16 protein-coding genes are annotated in these 22,753 nt (G+C 51.1%); 10 read left to right on the top strand and 6 right to left on the bottom strand.

Translation table 11 applies throughout. The features are described 5' to 3' along the window. Positions 1-8 precede the first annotated feature (8 nt). The 8 genes from AC53GJ_RS05605 (at position 9) to AC53GJ_RS05570 (ending at position 13,002) form a co-directional block, all read left to right on the top strand. Positions 9-2,012, top strand: a complete 2,004-nt coding sequence (locus tag AC53GJ_RS05605; RefSeq protein ID WP_496731555.1) for a GGDEF/EAL domain-containing response regulator — start codon at positions 9-11, stop codon at positions 2,010-2,012. Beyond that, positions 2,009-3,133: an HDOD domain-containing protein gene (locus tag AC53GJ_RS05600; protein WP_496731554.1), complete on the top strand. Its 1,125-nt coding sequence runs from the start codon at positions 2,009-2,011 to the stop codon at positions 3,131-3,133. Before AC53GJ_RS05605 ends, AC53GJ_RS05600 begins: the two co-directional genes overlap by 4 nt. Then, on the top strand, positions 3,130-6,201 hold the full coding sequence (locus AC53GJ_RS05595) for a response regulator (protein WP_496731553.1): 3,072 nt from the start codon (positions 3,130-3,132) through the stop codon (positions 6,199-6,201). The genes AC53GJ_RS05600 and AC53GJ_RS05595 overlap by 4 nt, the downstream gene beginning before the upstream one ends. Before the next feature lie 242 nt (positions 6,202-6,443). Beyond that, on the top strand, positions 6,444-6,890 hold the full coding sequence (locus tag AC53GJ_RS05590; RefSeq protein ID WP_496731552.1) for a hypothetical protein: 447 nt from the start codon (positions 6,444-6,446) through the stop codon (positions 6,888-6,890). A gap of 95 nt (positions 6,891-6,985) precedes the next feature. Next, positions 6,986-7,801, top strand: a complete 816-nt coding sequence (locus AC53GJ_RS05585; protein ID WP_496731551.1) for a DUF4198 domain-containing protein — start codon at positions 6,986-6,988, stop codon at positions 7,799-7,801. 14 nt (positions 7,802-7,815) lie between these two features. Further along, on the top strand, positions 7,816-8,814 hold the full coding sequence (locus AC53GJ_RS05580) for a hypothetical protein (protein WP_496731550.1): 999 nt from the start codon (positions 7,816-7,818) through the stop codon (positions 8,812-8,814). Positions 8,815-8,911: 97 nt separating this feature from the next. Then, positions 8,912-10,426 carry a DUF2271 domain-containing protein gene (locus AC53GJ_RS05575; protein ID WP_496731549.1) on the top strand — a complete coding sequence of 505 codons (1,515 nt, stop codon included), beginning with the start codon at positions 8,912-8,914 and terminating at the stop codon, positions 10,424-10,426. 218 nt (positions 10,427-10,644) lie between these two features. Beyond that, complete coding sequence (locus AC53GJ_RS05570) at positions 10,645-13,002, top strand: TonB-dependent hemoglobin/transferrin/lactoferrin family receptor (protein ID WP_496731548.1); 2,358 nt, start codon at positions 10,645-10,647, stop codon at positions 13,000-13,002. A 99-nt stretch (positions 13,003-13,101) separates the two neighbouring features. Here AC53GJ_RS05570 and AC53GJ_RS05565 read toward each other — a convergent pair whose 3' ends face one another. Further along, entirely contained in the window at positions 13,102-13,266 is a 165-nt protein-coding gene (locus AC53GJ_RS05565) for a hypothetical protein (protein WP_496731547.1), read from the bottom strand. A 95-nt stretch (positions 13,267-13,361) separates the two neighbouring features. On the opposite strand from AC53GJ_RS05565, the gene AC53GJ_RS05560 reads away from it, so the two are divergent. Both AC53GJ_RS05560 and AC53GJ_RS05555 read left to right on the top strand, forming a co-directional pair. After that, positions 13,362-14,348: a GlxA family transcriptional regulator gene (locus tag AC53GJ_RS05560; protein ID WP_496731546.1), complete on the top strand. Its 987-nt coding sequence runs from the start codon at positions 13,362-13,364 to the stop codon at positions 14,346-14,348. A gap of 223 nt (positions 14,349-14,571) precedes the next feature. Further along, positions 14,572-17,214, top strand: coding sequence for a glycoside hydrolase family 3 protein (locus AC53GJ_RS05555; RefSeq protein ID WP_496731545.1), 2,643 nt, complete (start codon positions 14,572-14,574; stop codon positions 17,212-17,214). Positions 17,215-17,276: 62 nt separating this feature from the next. Here the strand turns inward: AC53GJ_RS05555 and AC53GJ_RS05550 are convergent, their stop codons facing one another. The 5 genes from AC53GJ_RS05550 to AC53GJ_RS05530 form a co-directional block, all read right to left on the bottom strand. Continuing rightward, positions 17,277-17,753 (bottom strand): GNAT family N-acetyltransferase, encoded by a 477-nt coding sequence (locus AC53GJ_RS05550; protein WP_496731544.1) that lies wholly within the window; start codon positions 17,751-17,753, stop codon positions 17,277-17,279. A gap of 166 nt (positions 17,754-17,919) precedes the next feature. After that, positions 17,920-18,921: a LacI family DNA-binding transcriptional regulator gene (locus AC53GJ_RS05545; RefSeq protein WP_496731543.1), complete on the bottom strand. Its 1,002-nt coding sequence runs from the start codon at positions 18,919-18,921 to the stop codon at positions 17,920-17,922. A 38-nt stretch (positions 18,922-18,959) separates the two neighbouring features. Then, on the bottom strand, positions 18,960-20,303 hold the full coding sequence (locus AC53GJ_RS05540) for a glycoside-pentoside-hexuronide (GPH):cation symporter (RefSeq protein ID WP_496731542.1): 1,344 nt from the start codon (positions 20,301-20,303) through the stop codon (positions 18,960-18,962). A 146-nt stretch (positions 20,304-20,449) separates the two neighbouring features. Next, positions 20,450-21,757, bottom strand: coding sequence for a GH1 family beta-glucosidase (locus AC53GJ_RS05535; protein WP_496731541.1), 1,308 nt, complete (start codon positions 21,755-21,757; stop codon positions 20,450-20,452). 235 nt (positions 21,758-21,992) lie between these two features. After that, on the bottom strand, positions 21,993-22,751 hold the full coding sequence (locus AC53GJ_RS05530; RefSeq protein ID WP_496731540.1) for a DUF6445 family protein: 759 nt from the start codon (positions 22,749-22,751) through the stop codon (positions 21,993-21,995). Positions 22,752-22,753 lie beyond the last annotated feature (2 nt).

Below are 22,753 nucleotides of genomic sequence, written 5' to 3'. Positions count from 1 at the left end.
GCTTTGGCATGAAACGCAAAATTTTGCTGGTCGACGATGAAGTTAATATTTTACGAGCACTGGAGAGATTATTACGCCGGCATGGTTTTGATGTGTTCTGTGCCAGCACTGCCGCCGAAGCTTTAACCCTGCAACAACAACAACGTTGTCCGGTGGTAATTTCAGATTTTCGGATGCCACAAACCAACGGTGCCGAGTTGCTGCTGCAAATAAGACAACAACAGGCCGATACGGTGGCGATGATCTTAAGTGCTTATGCTGATTTCAGTTCAGTGGTCGCGACGCTGAATTCTGGGGTGGCTTTTAAGTTTTTGCAAAAACCCTGGCTGGAATCCAGCTTGCTGGACGATATCGAGCAGGCTTTTTTACATTATGAGCAGCAGAAAAATGCCCAGTTGCGCACCTCACTGCTGATTGGTAGTAAAGATGCACTGATAGAATTTGATCGCAGTGGCGTGGTGAAACGTTTTAATGCCAGCGCACAGCAACTGCTGCAACTTTCTGCTGTCGAATTGTCGCAGGCGGTGCTTAGCAGTTTATTTCGTGATTTGAGTGTGCCGGCGCTGATCGCTTTTTTGCAAAAACAACAACTGAGTCTGGCGGTCGAAACCTATCAGGGGGGCGCGTTGGAACTGATCCATCAGTTCAGTGACAGTGGCCATTTATTGTTACGACTGGAAGCTTGCACAGCATCGGCCGCCGCCGGACAAACCTTAGCCACTGCCGCAGAGTTACTCAATCGCGAGCAAATTATTCATGCCACCGATCTGGCGTTGTCCGCAGCTCAGGGACCACTGGCACTGGTTTACCTCGATATTAAAAACTTTAACGACATTCATCACGCAATTGGCTTTGCCGGGGCCGATCAACTGGTTTCCACAGTGGCAGAAACCCTGATCCAGCAACTAAGCCGCAGTGGTCAGGTGGCTTATCTGTTTGCCGACCAGTTTGTGCTGCTGTTGTCAGGTTTTGGTCATGAAGCCAATTTACTCAATTTGCTGCAAAAAGCACTGAAAAGGTTCGAACAACCGATAGCTATTGATAACATTGCGTTACACGTCAGCTTCGACATCGGCTATAGCATGGCGCCAGATGACAGCACTGATGCCAAAAGCCTGCTAGAACAGGCCAAAGTGGCTGCGCGCAGTCACACCGCGCTGGCTGGTACCTTTATCATGCGGTTTGATCAAAATTATGTGGCAGCCAGACGGCGCCATTATGCCATTAGCAATGCGCTGTTTGAGGCGATCAGCCAGCAGTCTTTTCAACTGTGCTTTCAGCCGAAAGTGACGCTGGCAGATGGTGAAATCCACAGCGCTGAAGTGCTGCTACGCTGGCATGATGCGACGCTGGGGACAGTATCACCGGCGGTATTTATCCCAATCGCCGAACGCGATGGCCAAATTAATGCGATTGGGTTATGGGTGTTGCAACAGAGCCTGCGGCAATTGGAAGAATGGCAACAACAAGGTCAGTCGGTCATCCAACTGGCGGTGAATGTTTCGGCGGTTCAGCTCAAAGATCCACAGTTTGTGCCGCAACTGATTGCTCTGCTCGAGCAAAAGCCGTCAGTGGCACATTTACTGGAACTGGAACTGACTGAAACCACGGCTGTGCAACAACTGGAAGATTGTGCACTGGTGTTAACCGAGTTACGTCAGGCTGGCTTACGGATTGCGATTGATGATTTTGGATCTGGATACTCATCACTGTCGTATTTAAACCGGCTCCCCGTGGATGTGGTGAAACTGGATCGCTCGCTGATTATCGATTTAGAGCACTCGTTACCAACCCAAAGTATGGTCCGTCATATCATCAGAATGACACAGGAACTGAATATTCAAGTGGTGGCTGAAGGCGTGGAAAGTGAAGTCCAGTTGGAATTATTGCACCAGATGCACTGCGATGAAGTGCAAGGTTTTGTTTTTAGTAAGCCACTACCAGCCCAGGAGCTGCAACAGATGTTACAACAACAACCATTCCGCCTTCATCGTCCGGGAGTCCGCGCATGACAGTCTTGGTCGCCTGGTTGATTGATGACGACGAACTGATCCTGAGGGCTTTACATCGGATGTTAAAACGACTGTGCCCGGCTTGGGATATTCAGTTGTTCGCGCAACCAGCCCTGATGCTGCAGGCCCTTCAGCAACAACCGAAACCAAATTTAGTGATCTGTGATCGGGTGATGCCGGATTACAGCGGTGAGCAGGTACTGACTCAGGTGCGCTATCTAGCACCAGCAGCCGTGCGGGCACTGCTGACAGCGGATACCAGCGCCGATATCGTGCTTGAAGATTGTGCCGATATTCATCATTTCCTGGCGAAACCTTTTACTGAAGCGGACGTCGCACTGGTCTTCAGCTGTGCTGAACAGCTGGCTAAATTACCCCTTAATAACCAAGTGCGACAAGAACTTGGTCACCTGAACCAGTTACCGATCCTGCCGGCTATTTTCCGACAGTTACAGCTACTGTTAAAACAGCCACAAACCACTGCGCAACAACTGGCAAAACTGTTGGCACAGGATGCTGTGTTAACCGGTAAAATTTTGCAACTGGCCAATTCACCTTTTATGGGCTTCAGCCGCAAAACGGCTTCGCTGGACGAAAGTGTGCTGCGGTTAGGCTTTAGTCTGATTGAAAGCATTGCCCTTTGCCTGTATTGCGAGCAAGAACTGTATAGCCAATTGGATAGCCGCTTGCATCAGCAGATCAGTCAACATAGCTACCAGTGGGCTGCCTGCGCCCGCAAGCTGGCGCACTGCAGTCATTTACCGCAGAGGATGCAGGATTTAGCTTTTATGGCGGCGCTGTTCAGTGGTCTTGGTCAACTGGTATTAGCAGCTCAGGGTCGCGACAGCAGCCTGCTTGCCACTGAGCAACAATGGCAACAGCCACAATCCGATGCGGTGTTAGTCAGTGTGTATTTACTGACGTTATGGGGCTTTGACCCGGTGCTGTCAGAAATTTTACTACAGTCGCCAAGCGCAGCGACAAGCATGGATGAAGTATCACTGACCGCGCAATTACTGTTTTACAGCCAGTGTTTTTTAGCTGGCCAGTATCAGCAGACTGAGCTGCCGGCAGCGATCAGCCAGGGCTGGCAACAATTGCTGACACCGGCCCGGCCATGACAGTTCGGCTGAGCTATCGCCGGCTCGGCTTTTTTGCCACAGTCACTACGGCTGGCTGGCTTTTGAATCTGCTGGCTTTGCAACTACCGTTGCTGATGCCGTTGCTCTCAGGAAATATCAGTGCCTTGTTACTGGCCTTACGGCTGGGACCACTATGGGGATTGTTGTCGTTGCCATTGTTGTTGTGGCCAGTCGCAGAGCCCGGCTATTGGCTAAGCAGTCTGTTACAAGTGTTGGTGGTTGCCACTGTGACGGTCAGCAACAGAACTTTTTTTTGGCGGCTGGCGGTTTACGCCCTGCTGATGGCTGTTGGTCTGTGGGGCTGGCCTGGCTTCCTTCAGATGTTACCTGGGTATAGCGGGTTGCTATTTTTGCTGTTGCTGCTGCACTTTGCTGTAAATTTATACGGTTGCGGTATGTTACTGGATATCACCGCCAACGAACAAACCCTGAAACAACAAAGCCTGCAACACCAGTTGGCCAGCCATATTGCGGCTTATGCGGTGATCCCTGTGTCCTTTGTCGTCGCCGTGGGGTTAAATGCAGCCATAGTGCAGGATTTATCCAGTCAAAACGCCAGACTCAGCGAGCTCAAACAGCAATTTTCAGCCGCAATAACCCAAAAGCTTAGTCATTTTCGGGGCATTCTGGCGTTTAGCAGCCACAATCTGGACGACATTCCGCCCCCCTTGTTGCTGCAAAATCTGGTCACGACTACGCCTGAATTTATTTCCGCGCTGGTCACAGACGCGCAAGGTCAGGTACAACATTATTATAAAGAATTTATTGAACAGGACATTCGCGGCGCATCAGTCGCACACCGCGCTTATTTTATCCAACCCAGCCACAGCGGTTTGCCTTATATCAGCGAAGTGTTTCAAGGCGAAAAATTAGGCAATGACTGGTTATTTGCCGTCAGTCATCCTTATTTTAAAGCCGGCAAATTTAGCGGTGTGATTGAAGCATCCGTGTTACTGACGAAGTTAACGGAACAGTTTCAGCGTCTGATTTTACCAAGGGGTTGCCACATTGTGTTACATGACAGTGCGCAGCGAAATTTATGGAGTAGTCAGCCCTTTGCTGTAGGACAGCCGGTTGATTTAGCCTGGCTTGGACTGGACCAGCAACAGCAGTATTTTCAGCATTCCTGGTTTAACCCATTAACAGCTGTGGTGCTGACCAGTGACAGCCATTATTTGCTACACCAGCAAGAAATTCAGGATACGCGCTGGCAGTTATTAATTTATCAGGATAATTTGCCACATTTGCTGCGTTATCACGGTTATTTACTGCTGGCATTACTGTTGTTGCTGGGCCTGATGGTGGTGATGCGAGCCAGCGCAGCCCGTTTTGTCAGTAGCTATACCAATACCTTAAGCACCTTGGTGCAAGACTTGGAGCAATTTAAACTGGGACATCCGCCGGCAGTGGCGCCACGCCAATTGGCGCCGGCACTGGAGTTTGATCAACTGGCGCTCAGTCTCAATCAGATGCAACGCCGCATCAGCTTCACCCATCAACAGTTACAAAAAGTACTGACCGAAAAAACCACCCTCAGCGCAGAACTGGAACAAAGGGTCAGTGAGCGCACCGCCGAGTTATCTGCCGAGCGCGACCGCGCCACCCGGCTGGCAGAAGCAAAAAATCGTTTTTTGGCCAATATGAGCCATGAATTACGCACGCCGCTGGCCATTATTCAAGGTTTTACCCTGCAACTGCAAAAAGTGCCTGAGTTGCAGCATTATCAAAATGAGTTGCGCAGTATTGAATCCAACTGTGTATTTTTACTACATATTGTCAACGACATTCTTGACAGTGCCAAAATGGAAGAAGATAAATTAAAGCTGGATATACAGCTGATTGATTTTGCTGAATTTCTTCAGGAATTATGCCAAAGTATTGAACCTGGTATCAGCCAGAAGGGTCTGCAATTTGAATTTATCCATACGGCCCAATTGCCAGCGCAGCTACAGACAGATGCCTTTCGATTAAAACAAATCCTGATGAATCTGTTTAGTAATGCGTTGAAATTTACCAGCGAAGGTTTTATCCGCTTTGAAGTTGACTATCAGCCACCCCATTTACTGCTGGCGGTGACCGATTCCGGCATCGGTATCAGTCCAGCGCAACAAGGTTATATCTTTGAAGCTTTTGAGCAAGCCGACATCAGTACGACCCGGCAATATGGCGGAACGGGGCTTGGGCTTTATATCTGTAAAAAACTGGCTGAATTGCTCGGCATTCGTTTTGGCCTGCAAAGTGAAGCTGGCCTTGGCAGCAGATTCACCCTACAATGGACTGTGCCACAACCTTGCCCAGTAACGACACTCTGTGCCGCTATTCAACCAATCGCCAGCAAACAAACAGACCATATGCAGTATCGGGCAACAGTATTGCTAGCAGATGATGTGGCCGAGTTGCGCCAATTATTCCGCAGTATGTTGACCCAATATGGCTTGCAGGTACTCGAGGCTGACAATGGTGCCGAAGCGCTGACGATACTGCAGCGACAGGCCATCGATCTGATCCTGCTGGATATGCATATGCCGGTCAAGGATGGCCTGAGTACATTAAAAGAGCTGCGCAGTGCAGGCTTTCGCCAGCCAGTACTGGCGCTGACGGCTGATGTACTGAAAGAAAAGCATCTGGAAATGCAACAAGCCGGTTGCCAGCAAATTTTAACCAAACCCTTATCTGAAGAGGCGCTGATGCAGGCCATCGCCCCTTATTTGCAATCTTTTCAACACCATGCAACTGGCACTTCGATAGCCGACACCGCATACGACGATCTGCAACTCAGTTTTCTGGCCAGTCTGACGGCAGTCCAGCAGCAACTCAGTGACTATCGGCAACAAGCCGAGTCAGCGATGTTATTACTGTTGCTGCACAAAACCAAAGGCACTGCCGCTTGTTTTGAGTTTCGCGAACTGGCCAAACTAGCCAAAGACGCTGAACACAGCCTGCGGCAACAACAATCGGCTGTCGATGAGCTGGATGCCTTGCAACGCCATATCAGCCACTTACAACAGAGCATACCGCCCAGCAGCCAAGCTGGCATTGAAAGCTGAACCTTGATGGCCAAAAGTGTGGGTTTTAGCTGACAAACCACTGTTGCTGATGCTGCAGATATAAAAATGCCGATACCAACGCCAGGATCGCTAACGGTAACAACTTCTTGCGGTAATTCATCTTCATGCCACAACTAACTTAATGAGAATCATTTTCATTTAATTTAGCAAAAAGCTTGCATCAGTGCCAGACTCGCCCTAGATTAAATGCAAATAATTCTTAATTATATACAGGTGCAGCAATGGAACAATGGCAACACTGGATGACACTCGGCAATCAAGCTTATGCCAGCCAACAATTGGCCTTGGCACAGCGTTGTTACCGGCAAGCGTTATTTGAAGTCTGGCCGATTTGGTACCACTGTGCTTTTGTGGATTGCCCGGCGGAGTTGACTACTGAAGAAGCGTCGTTACCAACCTTATGTCTGTCGATTGCCATTCTGAACCTGGCACAAACCTACAGTCAGCAACAACGCTGGCGATTGTGTCGCAGTACGTTAAAACAAGGCTTGCACTGGTTTGAAAAAATGCTGGATCAGCAGGCTGCGACCCATCCAGCCAGTCTCGCCGTTTTGCAGCAAAGTGCCCGTTTAAGAGCCGAATATCAGCTGTGCCAACTGGCAGCGACCGAAGCTGACAGCAATGTCCAAGCCTCGCCGGCACAGCAATCCCCGCAGTTGTTGCATTAATTTTTTGCTGGCATTGACCCAGCACGTCACTTATTGAAAACAATTCTCATTTACTATAACATATAAATAAATGAGAACTATTTTCAATAGGAGTGATGATGCCAGCCCATTCTCAACACCGCCGCCGTCTATGGCTATGCTTACAGCCTATCAGCTGTGCTTTGTGGTTACTCAGCAACAGCAGCCAGGCGCACGTCCCTTATCTGGCACCGGAAAGCTTTGAGCCGATCCGGGACTGGGTCAGTCTTGAAGCGGCTTTTGCTGATAAATTTTTTCTGCCGGAAGCCAAGTTTGATCAAAGTGAGTTTCAGGTATTTACGCCAGCGGGTGGTCACGAACAACCGGCTGAACAAGCCATGGTCCGCAGTCGCACTGTGCTGGAACATCAACTGAAGGCTGCTGGCACTTACCGCTTTAGCACAGGTCAACGTTTTGGCGCTGTGTTCAGAAGCTGGCAACAGGACGGCAAAACCGTCAATAGCCGTGATCCTAAGCAACAACCACCGGCCGGGATAACACTAAGCAGTCATTTTCAATCAGTGACACTGGCTGAAACTTATGTCAGTAAAGGCAAACCGGATCAACGAGTGCTGCAACCGCATGGCCAGGGGTTGGAAATTCAATTTATCAGTCACCCAAACGATTTATATATCAACCAGCCAATCAAAACTCGGCTGCTGTTTAACGGTAAACCACTGACCAACACCAGTTTACAACTGCATCAGACGGGTCAATCCGATGAGGAACAAAGCCAGCAGTTACGCAGTGATGCCCAGGGTGAACTGCAATTTAGCGTGACGGAGCCAGCCACTTATCTGCTGCTGGTACGCCATAAAACCAAAGCCCCAGCCAATGCCAAAGCGCCAGAGTATAGCTACAGCTATAGCGCTGTGGTCGAAATCACCGACTAACCGGAGCCTGCCTGATGCCAAATCAAAAAATCGCCCTGACATTATTTTTAACTCTGAGCAGTATTTACCTGCAAGCCGCTGAACCCAAAGCAGCAAAGTCGCAGCAACAACCGGCACATGCGCAGGGCCAATCCGCCAAACTTAGTTTTATCGCCGAATTTGATCAAAACGGCGATAACAGGGTCAGCCGCGCTGAATTTGCGCAAAGTCGCGCCCAACGTTTTGCCAGCATGCAGCAATCTGGTGCTGGCAACGTCGATGAACAGGCTTATCAGGCGGAATATGCCGATCGTTTGGATCGTCAATTAGCCGGGGACCGGGCCGGTCAGCTCAAACAAACAGTTGTGCGGTTTGCAGCGCTGGACAAAAATAAAGATAAGCTTATCAGCCGCGCCGAATATGACGCCACCGGTGAGCGGGGTTTTGCCTTTTTAGATACTAATCAGGATGGCTTGATCAATCAGGCCGATCCAAAGCCCAAGCCTCGCCCGTCAGCACCAACCCAGGCTGGCGCTGCGCCGCTCCGCCCGGCAACCAACCTCACTTTACAAATGCCAACCAGCCACAACCTGAGCGGTATGCTGGCAATTTATGATCAGAATAACGATGGCGCTGTCAGCCAAGCGGAATATCTGGCGCAGCGCGCACAAAGTTTTGCCAACACAGATACCGATCACAATGGCAAGCTATCTCCCCAGGAATATCGGGATGAGTTTATGGACCGCCTGGATCGTCAGGTGGCGACTGTGCGCTCGACCCAGCTCAAGCAAGCCGCAATGCGCTTCAAAGCATTAGATAGCAATCAGGACCAGCGGTTATCAGCCGAGGAGTATCAACAAGCTGGCCAAGCGACTTTTGCCCGCTGGGACAGCGATCAGGATGCGGTTGTCACACTGCAGGAAGCATTGCCGCCAGTTGAGCAGACTGCGACGACTTTGGCTGAAGCTGAAATGCGCAAAGCGTCCGGCCCGACTGCTGCCAGCATGGCCGATAAAAACGCCATCATGAAATAAGTCGATGTCAGCCTTGTCCCGCCAAAAACGCGTCGCCCGACAGCTGCTTACGACAACCGGCGCCCTTCTGGGCTGCTGGTTGCTGTGCAACCACACAGTGGCAGCTGAGCAGCTCGCAAAAACTCAGCGCTGGCAACACACTGTGCTGGATCAGTCATTTCAACTGACGCTCAGGGGAGTCAGTCAGGCTGAACTGACAACACAATTACCGGCATTGCTACAGCAGTTGCAGTTGTTACAACAAGCGCTGGATGGCAGCAAGCCGGACTCAGCGCTTAGTCGTTTTAACCAGAGCGGCCAGACCACAGATAGCCATGTGCTGCAGTTGCTGCAACTGTGCGAACACTGGTGGCGACAAACCCGGGCTTATCACTGCCGGCTGGGCCAGATCAGGCAACAATGGCAACAGGCTGAGCAGCAAGCTGAACTGCCTGATCGCATCGCCTTACGCCAGCAAGTCCGCCAACTCAGACAACTGGACAGTCGTTTGCTGCAAAGGCAGTCACTGCCAAGTCAGCAGCAGCTAAGTCAGGCGGCTACCAGACAGCAAGCCGGCCACTTGTTTCAACTGGACGGCACCGGACTGAGCGCTGCCATGCTGTTGGATCAACTGTTACCTCAGGTGCAACAATTGTGGCCACAGGCCAGCCAATGGCAATTGCAATTGGCTGGCATCACATTGGTCCAGGGCGAGGCATTCCCTGCCAAGGTACAATTTCAGCAGGCAGCCACCGACACCACCGCCAATAACCAACCGCATGCCTTAACTCAACTGATGCTGCAGCAACAAGCACTGGCTTATAGCCTGCATCCACGCCGTGGCGATCGGCCTTACCGGCTCAGCCACCGCCAGTTCAGCCCCCTGCTCAGTCCGGAAGATGGCTGGCCGCTGGACTATGCCCCGCAAGTTGCTGCCGTCGCCAATTCGGCCAGCAGCGCCTGGTTACTGGCGCAAAGCCTGGCAGCAACGCCGGTGGCAGCACATCAGGCGTTGTTTGACCAGGTTACTACGATAGCCGATGCCACCACGGCAAGCGCCTTGATCCAACCCGAACAAGGACCACTGCTGGCTGCGGGTCGCTGGTATGAGTTACTGGCCGAGCCTAGCCTGCGTCACAGTGTTTTAAGCTTAAAGTTAAGCTACCAGTTGCCACAGCATGGGCCAACCGCCAAACGGCCTTATCTGTCGATTTGGCTGGCTGATGACCAATTCACCTTAGTACGGCAACTCAGTTTGCAAGGCGAGCAAAGCCGTTGGTTAGCAGAACTACGGAGTTGGTGGCAGTTGCAACGGCAGCAACCTCAGTTACTGGACAGTATCAGCAGCGCCACCCGCAAAAGTGGCCAGTATCAATTGCAGTGGGATGGCCGCGATCAGCAAGGTAAGCCCTTGCCTGCCGGTCAGTATGTTTTGTGGCTGGAAGCTGCGCGCGAAGACGGCGGCCACGAAAAAATCAAACTGGCGCTGCGCTGGCATGCTAACCAGCATGGCTGCGTCCAGGGACGGACTGAATGGGGTCAGATCTGCTGGCAGGTCCTGGCCAACCCGCCGACCCCAGACCAACGCAAGCCGGCGTCCGCCGGTTTAGTCCGCCAGCAGGAGCATCGTTAGCACAGCAAAGCAGTTTTTTCCACCATCAGCACAACAGGTGCTCATGCCCGGCAACAGCGCCCAAACAACCAGTACAGTGCCACTTCGTGCCGCTGCCTTTCTGGCTTCACAAATATAAATAATTGAAAACAAACATATTTAATTGCAAATTAAAGTTGCGAATGATTCTTATTTAGAATAAATTAATGGCAGTTTTCATCCGTTAAAAGGTTTTTATTATGCAGTTTTCTCCTTCATTGGTAGCCACTGCCGTCAGTCTGACACTGCTGTCATGGTCGGCAATCGCCAGCAAACCGATCAGCACAGCGCAGGCCACCACAGCTCAAGCCACCACTGGCCAAACAGCCAACGCCCAACTGGCGGTGGTTGAAGTCAGAGCCTCGGCACTGCAGGTGAGCGCAAGCACACTGGCGACCCAGCAACAACTGAGCAGTCAGCAACTGGAATTGCAGCAGGCCAGTAACCTGACCGACCTGTTGCGGGATATACCAGGAGTGACCGTCACTGATATGGGTCGTTTTGGCTCGGCTGGTATCAATATTCGTGGCCTGGAAGGGGATCAAATTGGTATGACCATCGATGGCATGGCCTTAGGCGAAAGTTTGGATCCGGCCAGTTACGCGAACTATGATTTTTTTCGGGTCGGTCGGGGTGGTCTGGATCCCGCCGCACTGAAGCAGATCAATGTCCTCAAAGGCGCTGACGCTATTACTTCAGGTTCAGGCTCACTCGGCGGTGCAGTACAATTTATCACCAAGGATCCGGCTGATTTGTTACCGCAAGGTCCTCGTAGCGGCTACGCCCGCCTGAAAACCGAATACAACGGTGCTAATCATGAATGGATGCAAAGCGCGATACTGGCTGGCCGCGAGCAAGGACTGGAAGCCTTACTGGTGCTGACCAAACGCAATGGCGAACAACAACGCGCCTGGTCAGATGCTGATCATAATACAGGCCCGGGCCGCACCAGCGCCGATCCATCCGAGCAGCACAGCGACAATTTGCTGGCTAAATTGATCTATCAGACGGCGCCTTTCCATCAATTTGGCCTGACCGCTGATCTGCAGCAAAGCGACGCTGTGTTGAATAATTTATCCCGGCTGGACCAGTCTTATCTGGCCCGTACCGGTGAGGATGAAGCTTACCGTAAACGCTACAGCCTGAGTTATAACCACAGTAACAGCACTGCGCTGTATGATGTCTTGCACTTCCAGTACGATCATCAACATTCATTCAACAGCGGCCTGACCACCATGCTGGTGACTGCCGCCTGCCCGAAAGGTGTGACACCTTGTCTGCGTAGTGAAGATCGCAGCTTCCGCCAGCAAGCCCGTCAGCTGAGACTGGAACTGGAGAAAGAACTGCAAACCGACCATTGGCAACAGCAATGGCTGTACGGCGCCAGCTCGCGACAAAAACAAGTCCATTTTAGTGCCATTGACAGGCGTTATGTCGGTACCAGCACGACCATTTCGTTGCTGGAAGTTGATCCGGCGCTGGTGCCGGACAGCGACGTGAAGGAGCTGGCACTGTTTGGTCGTGGTGTCTTTACCTTCAATCAGACCGACACCCGGCTGACACTGGGCGGGCGTTATGATGAAATTGACTATCAACCCGGCCTGACGGCGCAATATCAGGACAAAACCGGCACTGTGCAAGATGTCAGTTTTTCGGCATTAAGCTGGCTGACCCAACTGACACAACAGCTCGATCAGCAACAAAGCATCAGCCTGCAGGCCGGGCGAGGCTTTCGTGCCCCAACGGTAGAAGATTTATATCTGCAAACCTCGACCACCACAGCCCAGGAAGCGGTCAGTAAAAAAACCGTGACCTTACTCAGTCATATCGCCAATCCGGCACTCGAAGCTGAGCAGAGCCTGGCACTGGAATTGTCTTATCAGCTGCAACTGGATAATTTGCAGCAAAAAGTAGCCATCTTCCAGGATAAATACAGCAATCTTATAGAAACAGTGCAGAAGTTGCAGAATCCGACTGTGCAATATCAAAGTTGTGATCGCAGCGGTTGTCGGTTAACCAACGGCAGCATTTACACCCAGATTGACAACAGTGGTGAAGCCACAGTGCAAGGACTGGAGCTGGAAGGCAACTGGTTACCGGCGCCAGAGTGGCGGCTGCAATGGTCAGCGGCCTATCAGCAGGGTGAGCTGGCCAACGGTTTGCCCATGCTTAGTATTGCACCGCTGACAGCTGCGATTGGCATCGGTTACCAAGTGCCGGATCGGCCGGTACGGCTGTTACTAAACAATAAATTCCAGCAAGGCAAAGCAGCCAAAGACGCCCGTTACCAGGATGGCCAGGGCAACATGATCAGCCGGCCTTATCTGAGTAACAGCGCTTTGCTGCTGGATTTATCGCTGCAATGGGATCTGACCGACGATCTGCAACTGACAGCAGGTATTTTTAATCTGCTGGATAAACAGTATTACCGCTGGGAACGGATCCGGATGATCAACCCAAGCCAGGCCGCCGTGCTCGGTGGCGTGCTGGGCAATGGCATCGAAAGATTCAGCGAACCTGGCCGTTACGGCAAAATCGGCTTGTCTTATCAGTTTTAACTTTTGGCCGCCGTTGCAGCTGCAACGGCGGCCACCCCTTTGGCATTTTCGTCCTGCATTGAGCCATTTTGCTCCACCACCGTCTCTGACGGTGGTTTTTTATTGCCGCTGCCGGCTGCTGTATAAATATAAACCTGACAGCAGCAGCATGGGCACCAGCACGAACTGAATAAAGGGGTCTTGCTCTACCCGAAAATTCAGCCATAACACGAGCAACCACTGCACTATCAGCCCAAGTGCGGCCCAACCGGTGAATTTCATCATCTTGCTCCTTGCTCTGGATTGAAGTGCTAGTTTACAAACCGCAGCAAAGCGCCTACAGTGGCAATAATGACACATAAAAGGCGATTAACGACAAAATGAAACAAGTGCTGATTGTGTTGTATCCCGGCGTTGCGGCAGGCCAGGTCTGCGGCATGCAGGATTATTTTCGTTTTTGTAATGACTTAGCCAGATTTCAGTCACCCGAACTGACGGAACCGCTGTATCAGGTACAGTTGGTTGATATCGAACAAAAAAGCAGTCATCAAGCTGGCGCTTTGTTGTTTCAGTGCAGTCCGTGGCAATTGGAGCAGGCGGATTTATTGCTGGTACCGGGCAGCTATGCCCATCACCCGACCGAACTGGCTGGCGTGTTGCAACTGTTCCGGCAACAACCTTTATTACAACAAGCCCACCAGTTGGCAATTCCGATTGCCGCCAGTTGTAATGGCAGTTTTGCGCTGGCCGCTGCGGGTCTGCTGGATGGTAAAAGCGCCACCACTTGCTGGTTTTTAGCTGATCAGTTCCGGCAATTATTCCCCAAGGTCACTTTACTGGTCGATGACAAAGTTTGTCAGCAGGATTTACTTTATACCGCCGGGGCCACCAATGCCTATGTGCAACTGTGCCTGGCGTTAACGCAGCGACATTATGGCAACAGATTCAGTCAGCAAATGGCCAAAATTATGCTGACTGATCCACAGTGCAGCAGCCAGACACCTTATTTGTCGTTGCCGCAACTATCCTCGCATCCGGATGATAAAGTGTTTCAAATCCAACAATTTTTACGTAAAAATCTGGCCAGGGAGCTGGAACTGGCAGATATCGCCGCCCAATTTTCGTTAACCCCCCGCACTTTGCTGCGTCGCTTTAAACAACATACCGGCGACACCCCGATGGCATATCTGCAAAAACTGCGGATTGAAAAAGCCAAGCAATTGTTAGAGAGCAGTTTAAAACCAATAGAGCAATTGCTACCGGAAATCGGCTACGAGGATCTGTCGTCTTTTCGCAAACTGTTTCAGCAATACACCAGTTTGACGCCAAAAGCATATCGCGAAAGATTTTATCTGGCAGAAACTTAATCCATCTTTGCCCGCACGACTGGTGGCACTTCAGTGCTGTCAGTCGGGTAATTCAAAGCAAAACCATTGCCTTGCGCCAGTTTTATGCTATAAATGAAAGCGCTTTCAATTTATTCTATCCGGCGGCTGATGGCTTTGGCATCTCAGCTATAGTTCGGAACAATCATCGTGGTTGGCGATGAAAGCTAACCCGTATCTTTATTTGTTACAAGGAACCTGAGCTATGCCTCCACGCCTGATCCGATCTGGCCAGACCGCCCAGCCACGCCAGCTAAGCCTGCTAACCACAGCACTGTTATTACCGGTGCTGCTTGGCGCCTGTCAGCCCCAATCTGACCACAAAACCACAGCGGCCAGCGCGCCAGCCACAGCAGTGGCCGGAAAAACTGCCGATCCGGCCATCTGGCCCGCATTAAAACTGCCGCAATTGAGCAATCAGGCACAGCAACAGCAAGTCGCTGACTTATTGCAACAGATGACCCTGGAGCAAAAAATTGCCCAGATGATCCAACCGGAAATTCGCGATATCACAGTGGCAGATATGCGCAAATATGGCTTTGGTTCTTATTTAAATGGCGGCGGCTCTTTCCCGGCGGGCAATAAACACGCCACACCAGCCGACTGGATCGCGCTGGCTGACGCTATGTATCAGGCGTCCATTGATGCCAGTGAAGATGGCTCCACCATCCCAACCATGTGGGGCACAGATGCAGTGCATGGCCATAACAATGTCATTGGCGCGACCTTATTTCCACACAATATAGGGCTTGGCGCAGCCAACGATCCTGAACTCATTACCCGGATCGCCCGTGCCACCGCCCGCGAAGTAATGGTCACTGGTATTGATTGGGTGTTTGCCCCCACAGTCGCAGTGGTCAGAGATGATCGCTGGGGTCGCAGTTATGAAGGATATTCAGAAGATCCGGCGATAGTGAAGGCTTACTCCGCAGCTATCGTCAAAGGTTTACAAGGCGCGCCGGATGGCGATTTTCTTGGCGCTGAAAGTGTGATTAGTACCGTCAAACATTTTCTCGGTGATGGTGGTACCAAAGGCGGTGTGGATCAGGGCGATAATACTGCCAGTGAAGCAGATTTATTCCGCTTACATGCGCAGGGCTATGTTGGTGGCCTGGAAGCTGGCGCCCAAACGGTGATGGCCTCTTTTAACAGCTGGCATGGCGAAAAAATTCATGGGAGTCAGTACTTACTTACTGAAGTACTGAAAAACCGGCTGGGGTTTGATGGTCTGGTGGTTGGTGACTGGAATGGTCACGGCCAGATCCAGGGTTGTAGCAATGAAAACTGCGCAGCTGCAGCCAAGGCCGGGTTGGATATTTTTATGGTGCCCACCGGTGCCTGGAAACCGCTGTATGAAAATTTACTGGCGCAGGCCCGTAGCGGCGAGATCCCGGCCAGCCGGATTGATGATGCGGTCCGGCGGATCTTAACGGTCAAAGTTCGGGCTGGATTATTTACCAAAGCGACCCCGGCAAAGCGGCCATTGTCTGGCAAAACTGACATTATCGGCTCCGCCGAACACAGAGCTGTGGCCTATCAGGCTGTGCAGCAATCGCTGGTATTGCTGAAAAACCAGCAAAACTTACTGCCGTTGCAACCCAAGCAAAAAGTACTGGTGACAGGCGCTGGTGCTGACAATATCGGCATGCAAAGCGGTGGCTGGACTATTACCTGGCAAGGCACCGGCAACAACAACGCGGATTTCCCGGGCGGTAGCTCGATTTACCAGGGCATTGCAGCGCAAGTTAAACAAGGCGGCGGGCAGGTTGAATTGTCAGTCGACGGCAGTTACCAGCAAAAACCGGATGTGGCTATTGTCGTCTTTGGCGAACAGCCTTACGCCGAAGGCAATGGCGATATTGATAATCTGGAGTATCAGCGCGGCGACAAAGCTGATTTAACTATGCTGCGTAAGTTACAAGCGGCCGGGATTAAAGTGGTATCCTTGTTTATCAGCGGCCGGCCATTATGGGTCAATGCAGAACTGAATGCCTCAGATGCCTTTGTCGCCATTTGGTTACCTGGTAGCGAAGGCCACGCCATTGCGCCGCTGTTATTCCGCGATGCCAAAGGGCAAATCCAACAAGACTTTAGCGGCAAATTGTCCTTTTCCTGGCCAGCGCGGCCTGAGCAAACCCAGGTCAACCGCGGTGATGATCACAGCGCGGCAGACGCAGCCCCAACAGGCGCCGCCACTCAGCCGTTATTCGGCTATGGGTATGGCCTGACTTATCAGCAAGCGCAACCTGACTGGCTGAATAACGCATTACCTGAACAGGGTTCTACGGCTGGCCAACCCACCGAATTGGTGTTATTTGAGCGGGATCTGAAAGCACCTTGGTTCTTTGTGCTGCAAAGTGGCGAGCAAAATGCTCAGGTCAGTAGCAACCAGCAACAGCTTGGCAGTGCCCGCTTACAAAGTTTTGACCGTCAGGTGCAGGAAGACGCCCGTGTATTCAGCACTGATGGCAAAAGCCGTGCAGCGCTGGCTTTACGTAGCAGTTTCCCACGCGATCTGCGGGCCTTTGGTCAGAAAGGTGCCGTGCTCAATCTGCAACTAAAACTGGATAAGGCCGCGACGGCCCCGGTATCAGTGGCGATGCGTTGCAATGAACAGTGCGCCGCGGAATTGGATATCAGCAGCACGTTACAGCAATTGACACCAGGCCAATGGCAAGACGTACAGATTGACCTGAACTGTTTCACCCGGCAAGGTCTGGAGTTGGCACAAGTGGCTGTGCCGCTGGAAATCAGCAGCCAGGGAGCCCTGCAACTGAGTTTCTCCAAACTGAGTTTGTTGCCGGCAGCCACAGCAAATGCGGTTCGATTAAACTGTCCACAACCTTAAGCTGGCAACGCCAACGGGCGTCTGTAGCAAACAGACGCCCGTTGGCGGTCTCCTGAGACTGGTTAACTGGTTAAATCTTTACACATCAAGGCCACATTGCGCACATCCAGCGAATCGACCCGGTCCAATACCTGCCAGCCCAACTTCTGATAAAAATTCACTGCGCTGTCAGCGGATAAATATAACCGGCTCACCCCTTGTTCGCGCGCCTTTTGTTCCAACGCGGTAACTATTTGAGCACCAAGGCCAAGACCCCGATACTGTGCCTTGACATAAATCCCACCCAACCAGGGCGACAAGCCGACTCTGGTGCCGTCTTCGCTCAGCTTAATACTACCAGCCGCAACCAATTGCCCGGCTTGATCAACCGCCACCAACGTCAGTGGTAAGCTGTCGCGCACTGCTCGTTCCTGTAATGCTGCCGTCAGATCCGCTTGGCTCAGACCAGCCGCCAGATATAAATCCTGCCATTCGGCAAATAATAATTCGGTTAATTCCGGGATCAACCCAGGGTAAGCAGCCAGATAATCGATGTGCATGGCAAATCCTTTTCATACCGCAGCTAAAACTGCAGCTTGATGCTGATGTCAATGAAATATTTTTATCAAGATAAAACAAGCGAGACTTGTTGTCAGCACAGTGGTCGCAGAAAAACAGACACTCAGCCGAAACGACAAGACCGGAAGTTCCAGCCTTGTCGTTGGTTTAGCCTAAGATTATAGCGGACTCGCGTACCACGAGTTCAGGCGCAAAAATATTGGCCACTGCAATCTGATCATTTTTATAGATATTTCGCAGTAACCACAAAGCCGCCATTTTTCCCATTTCATGGATGGGGTTATTGACTGTGGTCAGCTTGGGCGAGATATAACGGGCAAATGGAATATTATCATAACCGACAAAAGATAAATCTTGTGGTACCCGGATCCCCTGCTCCAGACAGACCGAAATAGCCCCTGATACCATTTGATCGTTGGCACAGACGACAGCGGTAAATTTTTCGCCGGATCGCAGCAATTGCTGCATCGCCAGCACACCACCATCTTCTTTATAGTCGCCTTCAACCAATAAGGCTGGCTGCAACACCACGCCAAATTCAGCCAGCGCTTTTTTATGTCCTTCCAGCCGCTCATTGGCATCATGCTTACGCTTAGGCCCCGACACATAGGCAATCTGGCGATGGCCCAATTCCAGCACATGACGGGTTGCCAGATAACCGCCCAGCTCGTTGTTCAGATAAATACAACGCTCACTGATGGCATCGATATAGCGGTTAATCAACACAATAGGGGTAGTGCCCTGGCTGAGTTCAATCAGATATTGATCCGACACTGCTTCCACATCCAGGATCAACGCATCACAACCCCGCCCCAGCAAAAACTCAACGCTATCTTTTTCCTGCGCCGCATCACTGTGACCAACGGCGATAATCACATGTTTATTGGCAGCCCGCAGCGATGACTCAATCTCCGCCATCATAGGACCATAATAAGGACCATCCAGTTGCGAGACCAGCACACCCACACTGTTGGAACTGTTAGATGCCAGCGATTGCGCAAAGGTATTGGGCCGGTAATCCAATTCAGCCATCGCAGCCAACACCTTCTGCCTGGTTTTTTCGCCAACATTGGTGTTTTTGTTCATCACCCGCGACACGGTCGCCAGGGATACGCCTGCTTTTTGGGCAACGTCGTATATAGTAGCCATAAGTCCTTTCATCTGATGTACTTACTCAACGATGGCAGTTAGCTTATCAGCTTTTCGCTGTCAGCTCTTGCCAAATCCCGGCTAATCACGGCAATTTTTTCATTGGTCAGAATGTACCAGCGCATCACCAGCGCCACCAGCAATGATCCAAACGCCGGATAAATACTAAAGGATAACAAGATACCTTCTTTGGCTGTTTCAGTCTGTTCGACATCGGCCTGATAGCCATAACCCGCCAATAACCAACCAGCCGCAGCGCCACCAATGGCCAAGCCTAACTTAATAAAAAAGATAATCGATGAATACACCATGCCTGTGGTCCGCACACCGGTTTTCCACTGACCATAATCGACGGTATCGGCCATTTTCGCCCATAACAAAGGCGTGCCGGCATTAAAAAACAGGTTCCACAACATAAACAGGCTAAACGCCAGGGTGCTCTGTTCTGCCGCGACAAAATAACTGCCAATACAAAGTGCCGCTGCAATCAATTGAATCGCAATATAAAGCCGGACCTTACAATATTTTTTCGAAAGTGGCTGCGCGATGATACAACCCGCAATACTGCCAAACATGCCAAGAGTGATAAACAAGGTAATACTATCCGGCAGTTGCAGATAATATTTCACATAATAAATCGCCAGCGTGTTGCGCAGCACAGAACCAGCCAGCAAAAACAAAGCGGCCACTGATAACACCCGCCACTGATCATTTTGCCATAAAGCACGAAAATCCTGTTTCAGACTGCCCTGCACTGCTGCAGGGGGTTGCAATCTTTCTTTGGTACCGGCAAAACAGAGTAAAAACATCACCACACCCAGCACACTCATCGCGGCAATGGTCAACTGATAACCTTTGGCTTTGTCACCAGCGCCAAAATAATCGACCAGCGGTAAAGTACAGGCTGATACCAGCACGCCGCCGAGCATCGCAAACACAAAACGATATGACTGAATGGAAACACGTTCGGCTGGATCGGCGGTTAACACACCACCCAGGGCGCAATAAGGGATGTTAATGGCGGTATACACCAGCATTAACAAGGTATAAGTCAGGAAGGCATACCACATTTTCCCCGTTTCAGAAAAATCTGGCGTCGTAAAAGCCAGCACGCTGATCAGACCAAATGGCAGCGCAAACCACAATAAATAAGGCCGGAATTTACCATGCCGGCTGACTGTCCGGTCAGCCCAGGCCCCCATCAAAGGATCGGTAATGGCATCAATCACCCGTACTGCCAAAAACATCGTGCCAACAAAAGCTGGCGATAAGCCGAAAATATCGGTATAAAAAAATGTCAAAAACAACATCACGGTCTGAAACACAATATTGCTGGCAGTATCCCCCAACCCATAAGCAACTTTCTCTTTGACGCTGACCATGCCTTTCCCCTGTTATTGTTGGCTTTTATTGTTATTAGTATTTTATAGTGTCTCTATCTTGCATACAGCAGTGTGCTGCCAGCCAGCAACACCGCCGTTGATTGATGTCCTGAGCCTTAGCTATAGCAGTGTCGACCCGTTTTACTTCAAGCGGCGCCATGGCGGCTTTGCAGTAAATCACGATAAGCCAGACCACTTTGTTTAATCACCCGCTGCTGGCTGGCATAATCGACATAAACAATGCCAAAACGTTTTAAATAGCCTTCGGCCCACTCAAAATTATCCATCAGACTCCAGGCAAAATAACCGTCCACCTGCACGCCCTGACGTATCGCCTGATCCAGCGCCAATAAGTGTTGCTGATAATATTGCAGCCGGTCCGGATCTGCCACCATACCACCAACCAGCTTATCATCAACTGCCGCACCATTTTCAGTAATGTACAGCGGTGGCAATTGATACTGCTGATGTAACGACAGCAGTAAATCAGTCAGTGCCTGCGGGTAAATTTCCCAGCCAATATCGGTTTTAGGCGCGTCCACCATATCCACAGGCGCATAACCTTGCTCAGCACAAGCCTGATACACAGTACGGGTATAAAAATTCACCCCGAGAAAATCCAGTGGCGTGCTGATAATGTCAAAATCACCGGCGGCAATCTGTGGTTTGTCCTGCTCAGCCAACAGCGCAAAGCTGGCTGGATAACAGCCATCCATCACAGGTTTGAGATACCACTGGTTAAAATAATCATCCGCCAGCTGCGCTGCTGCGGCGTCGGCCGGATCATCGGTCTGCGGATAACAAGGGGTAAAATTCAGCACCAGTCCGTTTTTACTGTGCGGACAGTTTTGCCGTAACACCCGAAGCGCCAGCCCATGTGCCAGTAACAAATGATGCGCCGCCTGCCGGCCCCAGGCTTTACTGCGATGACCAGGTGCATGAATACCGGCCTCATAGCCCAGATAAGAACTGCAGAATGGCTCATTGAGCGTGGCATAGGAATACACCCGATCGCCAAAAGCCCGGCTGATTTTATCGGCATAATCGGCAAACAGATAGGCGGTCTGGCGATTCAGCCAACCGCCCTGGTCTTCCAGATACTGTGGCAGATCCCAATGATATAAGGTGACAAAGGCTTTGATACCGCGCGCTTTTAATTCATCCAGCAACTGGATATAAAAATCCACCCCCTGCTGGTTCAGACGACCATCCTGGTGCATCACGCGTGGCCAGGAAATAGAAAAACGATAAGCATCCACCCCCAGCGATTGGATCAACGCCAGATCCTCGCGCCATAACCGCAGATGATCACAGGCTGTCAAGCCATCAGAACCATCGCGGATATTGCCAGGCTTGGCGCAAAATGTATCCCAGATACAAGGTAACCTGCCCTCAGCGCCGCCTTCAATCTGAAATGAGGCGGTTGCCACGCCAAACACAAAGTCGCTGGACATAAGGGTCGAATCCTGCGGTAACTCTATCTTCATAACTGTGTTTCACTCTTTTTCACTGGTGGTATTGGGTGGATGATCCCGCGATCGTTCAGGATCTGCTCAGATCTGGCCAGTATTTGCACCCCTGGTCGGCTGCGGCTACAGCATTACCTGCCACCTGTAAGCGCTTTCAATTCACTGTCGAAGCCTAGCGCGCTTTATCGTTCAGGTCAATCTGCAGCCAAAGACTGCTGCTTCAATAATCTGATGATACGGCTTCGAAATTCAGAAATATATTGGCGGTTAAGCGCCCAATACAAGGATCGGCCTGTATATCGGTTGCTGTTTGCACCAGGCTGGAATGCAATACATTACCCGGATAAATCAATAAGCGGTTTTGCTGAAAATTCAGCTGCTGATACAGCTCAAATTGTTGATCTGAAGCCACCTGATAACGCTTTGGCGGTGCGCCATGCAGATCAAAAAACTGCTGGGCGGCCTGAAAATACTCAGCTTGCCGCAGCTGCGTAATGCGCTCAAAACCGGTCGGTCTATGGCGGAAAAAACCCGTCCCGCCATGAGAACCAGCCGATAAATAATGCAACACGGCAAAAAAGTAGGGCTGGGCTGAATCAAAATGCGGCAGGCACTGCATTGGCTGCAGCTGGTCCTGTGGCGTGGTTAATAAGGAAAAATAACCTTCTTTAGGCCTTAATTTCAGTGTCTGCGGGATCTGATAAACCCGATATAACAACGGATACAAGGCCCCTAACAGCGCCAGGATATAATCGCGGGGTAGCGGCGCCCTTAACCCCGGATACATAGAACTACCATCCTGGGCATAGTCAGCGGCATAGGCCTGTTGCAGCAAAAACGACAGATCAGCCAGCGCATGGTCAATCAGCAATAACGGCGTTTGTTGCTGACCCAGACTGATCAACTGCACTTGCGCTGTGCTCGCCAGTTGATAAGGATCCATGCCGATGTCCTGCTGCAAGCCTCTGCTCATGTTCATCA

Source organism: Rheinheimera sp. B2H12 (assembly GCF_059620065.1).
This window is presented reverse-complemented; position numbering and strand designations above follow the sequence as displayed.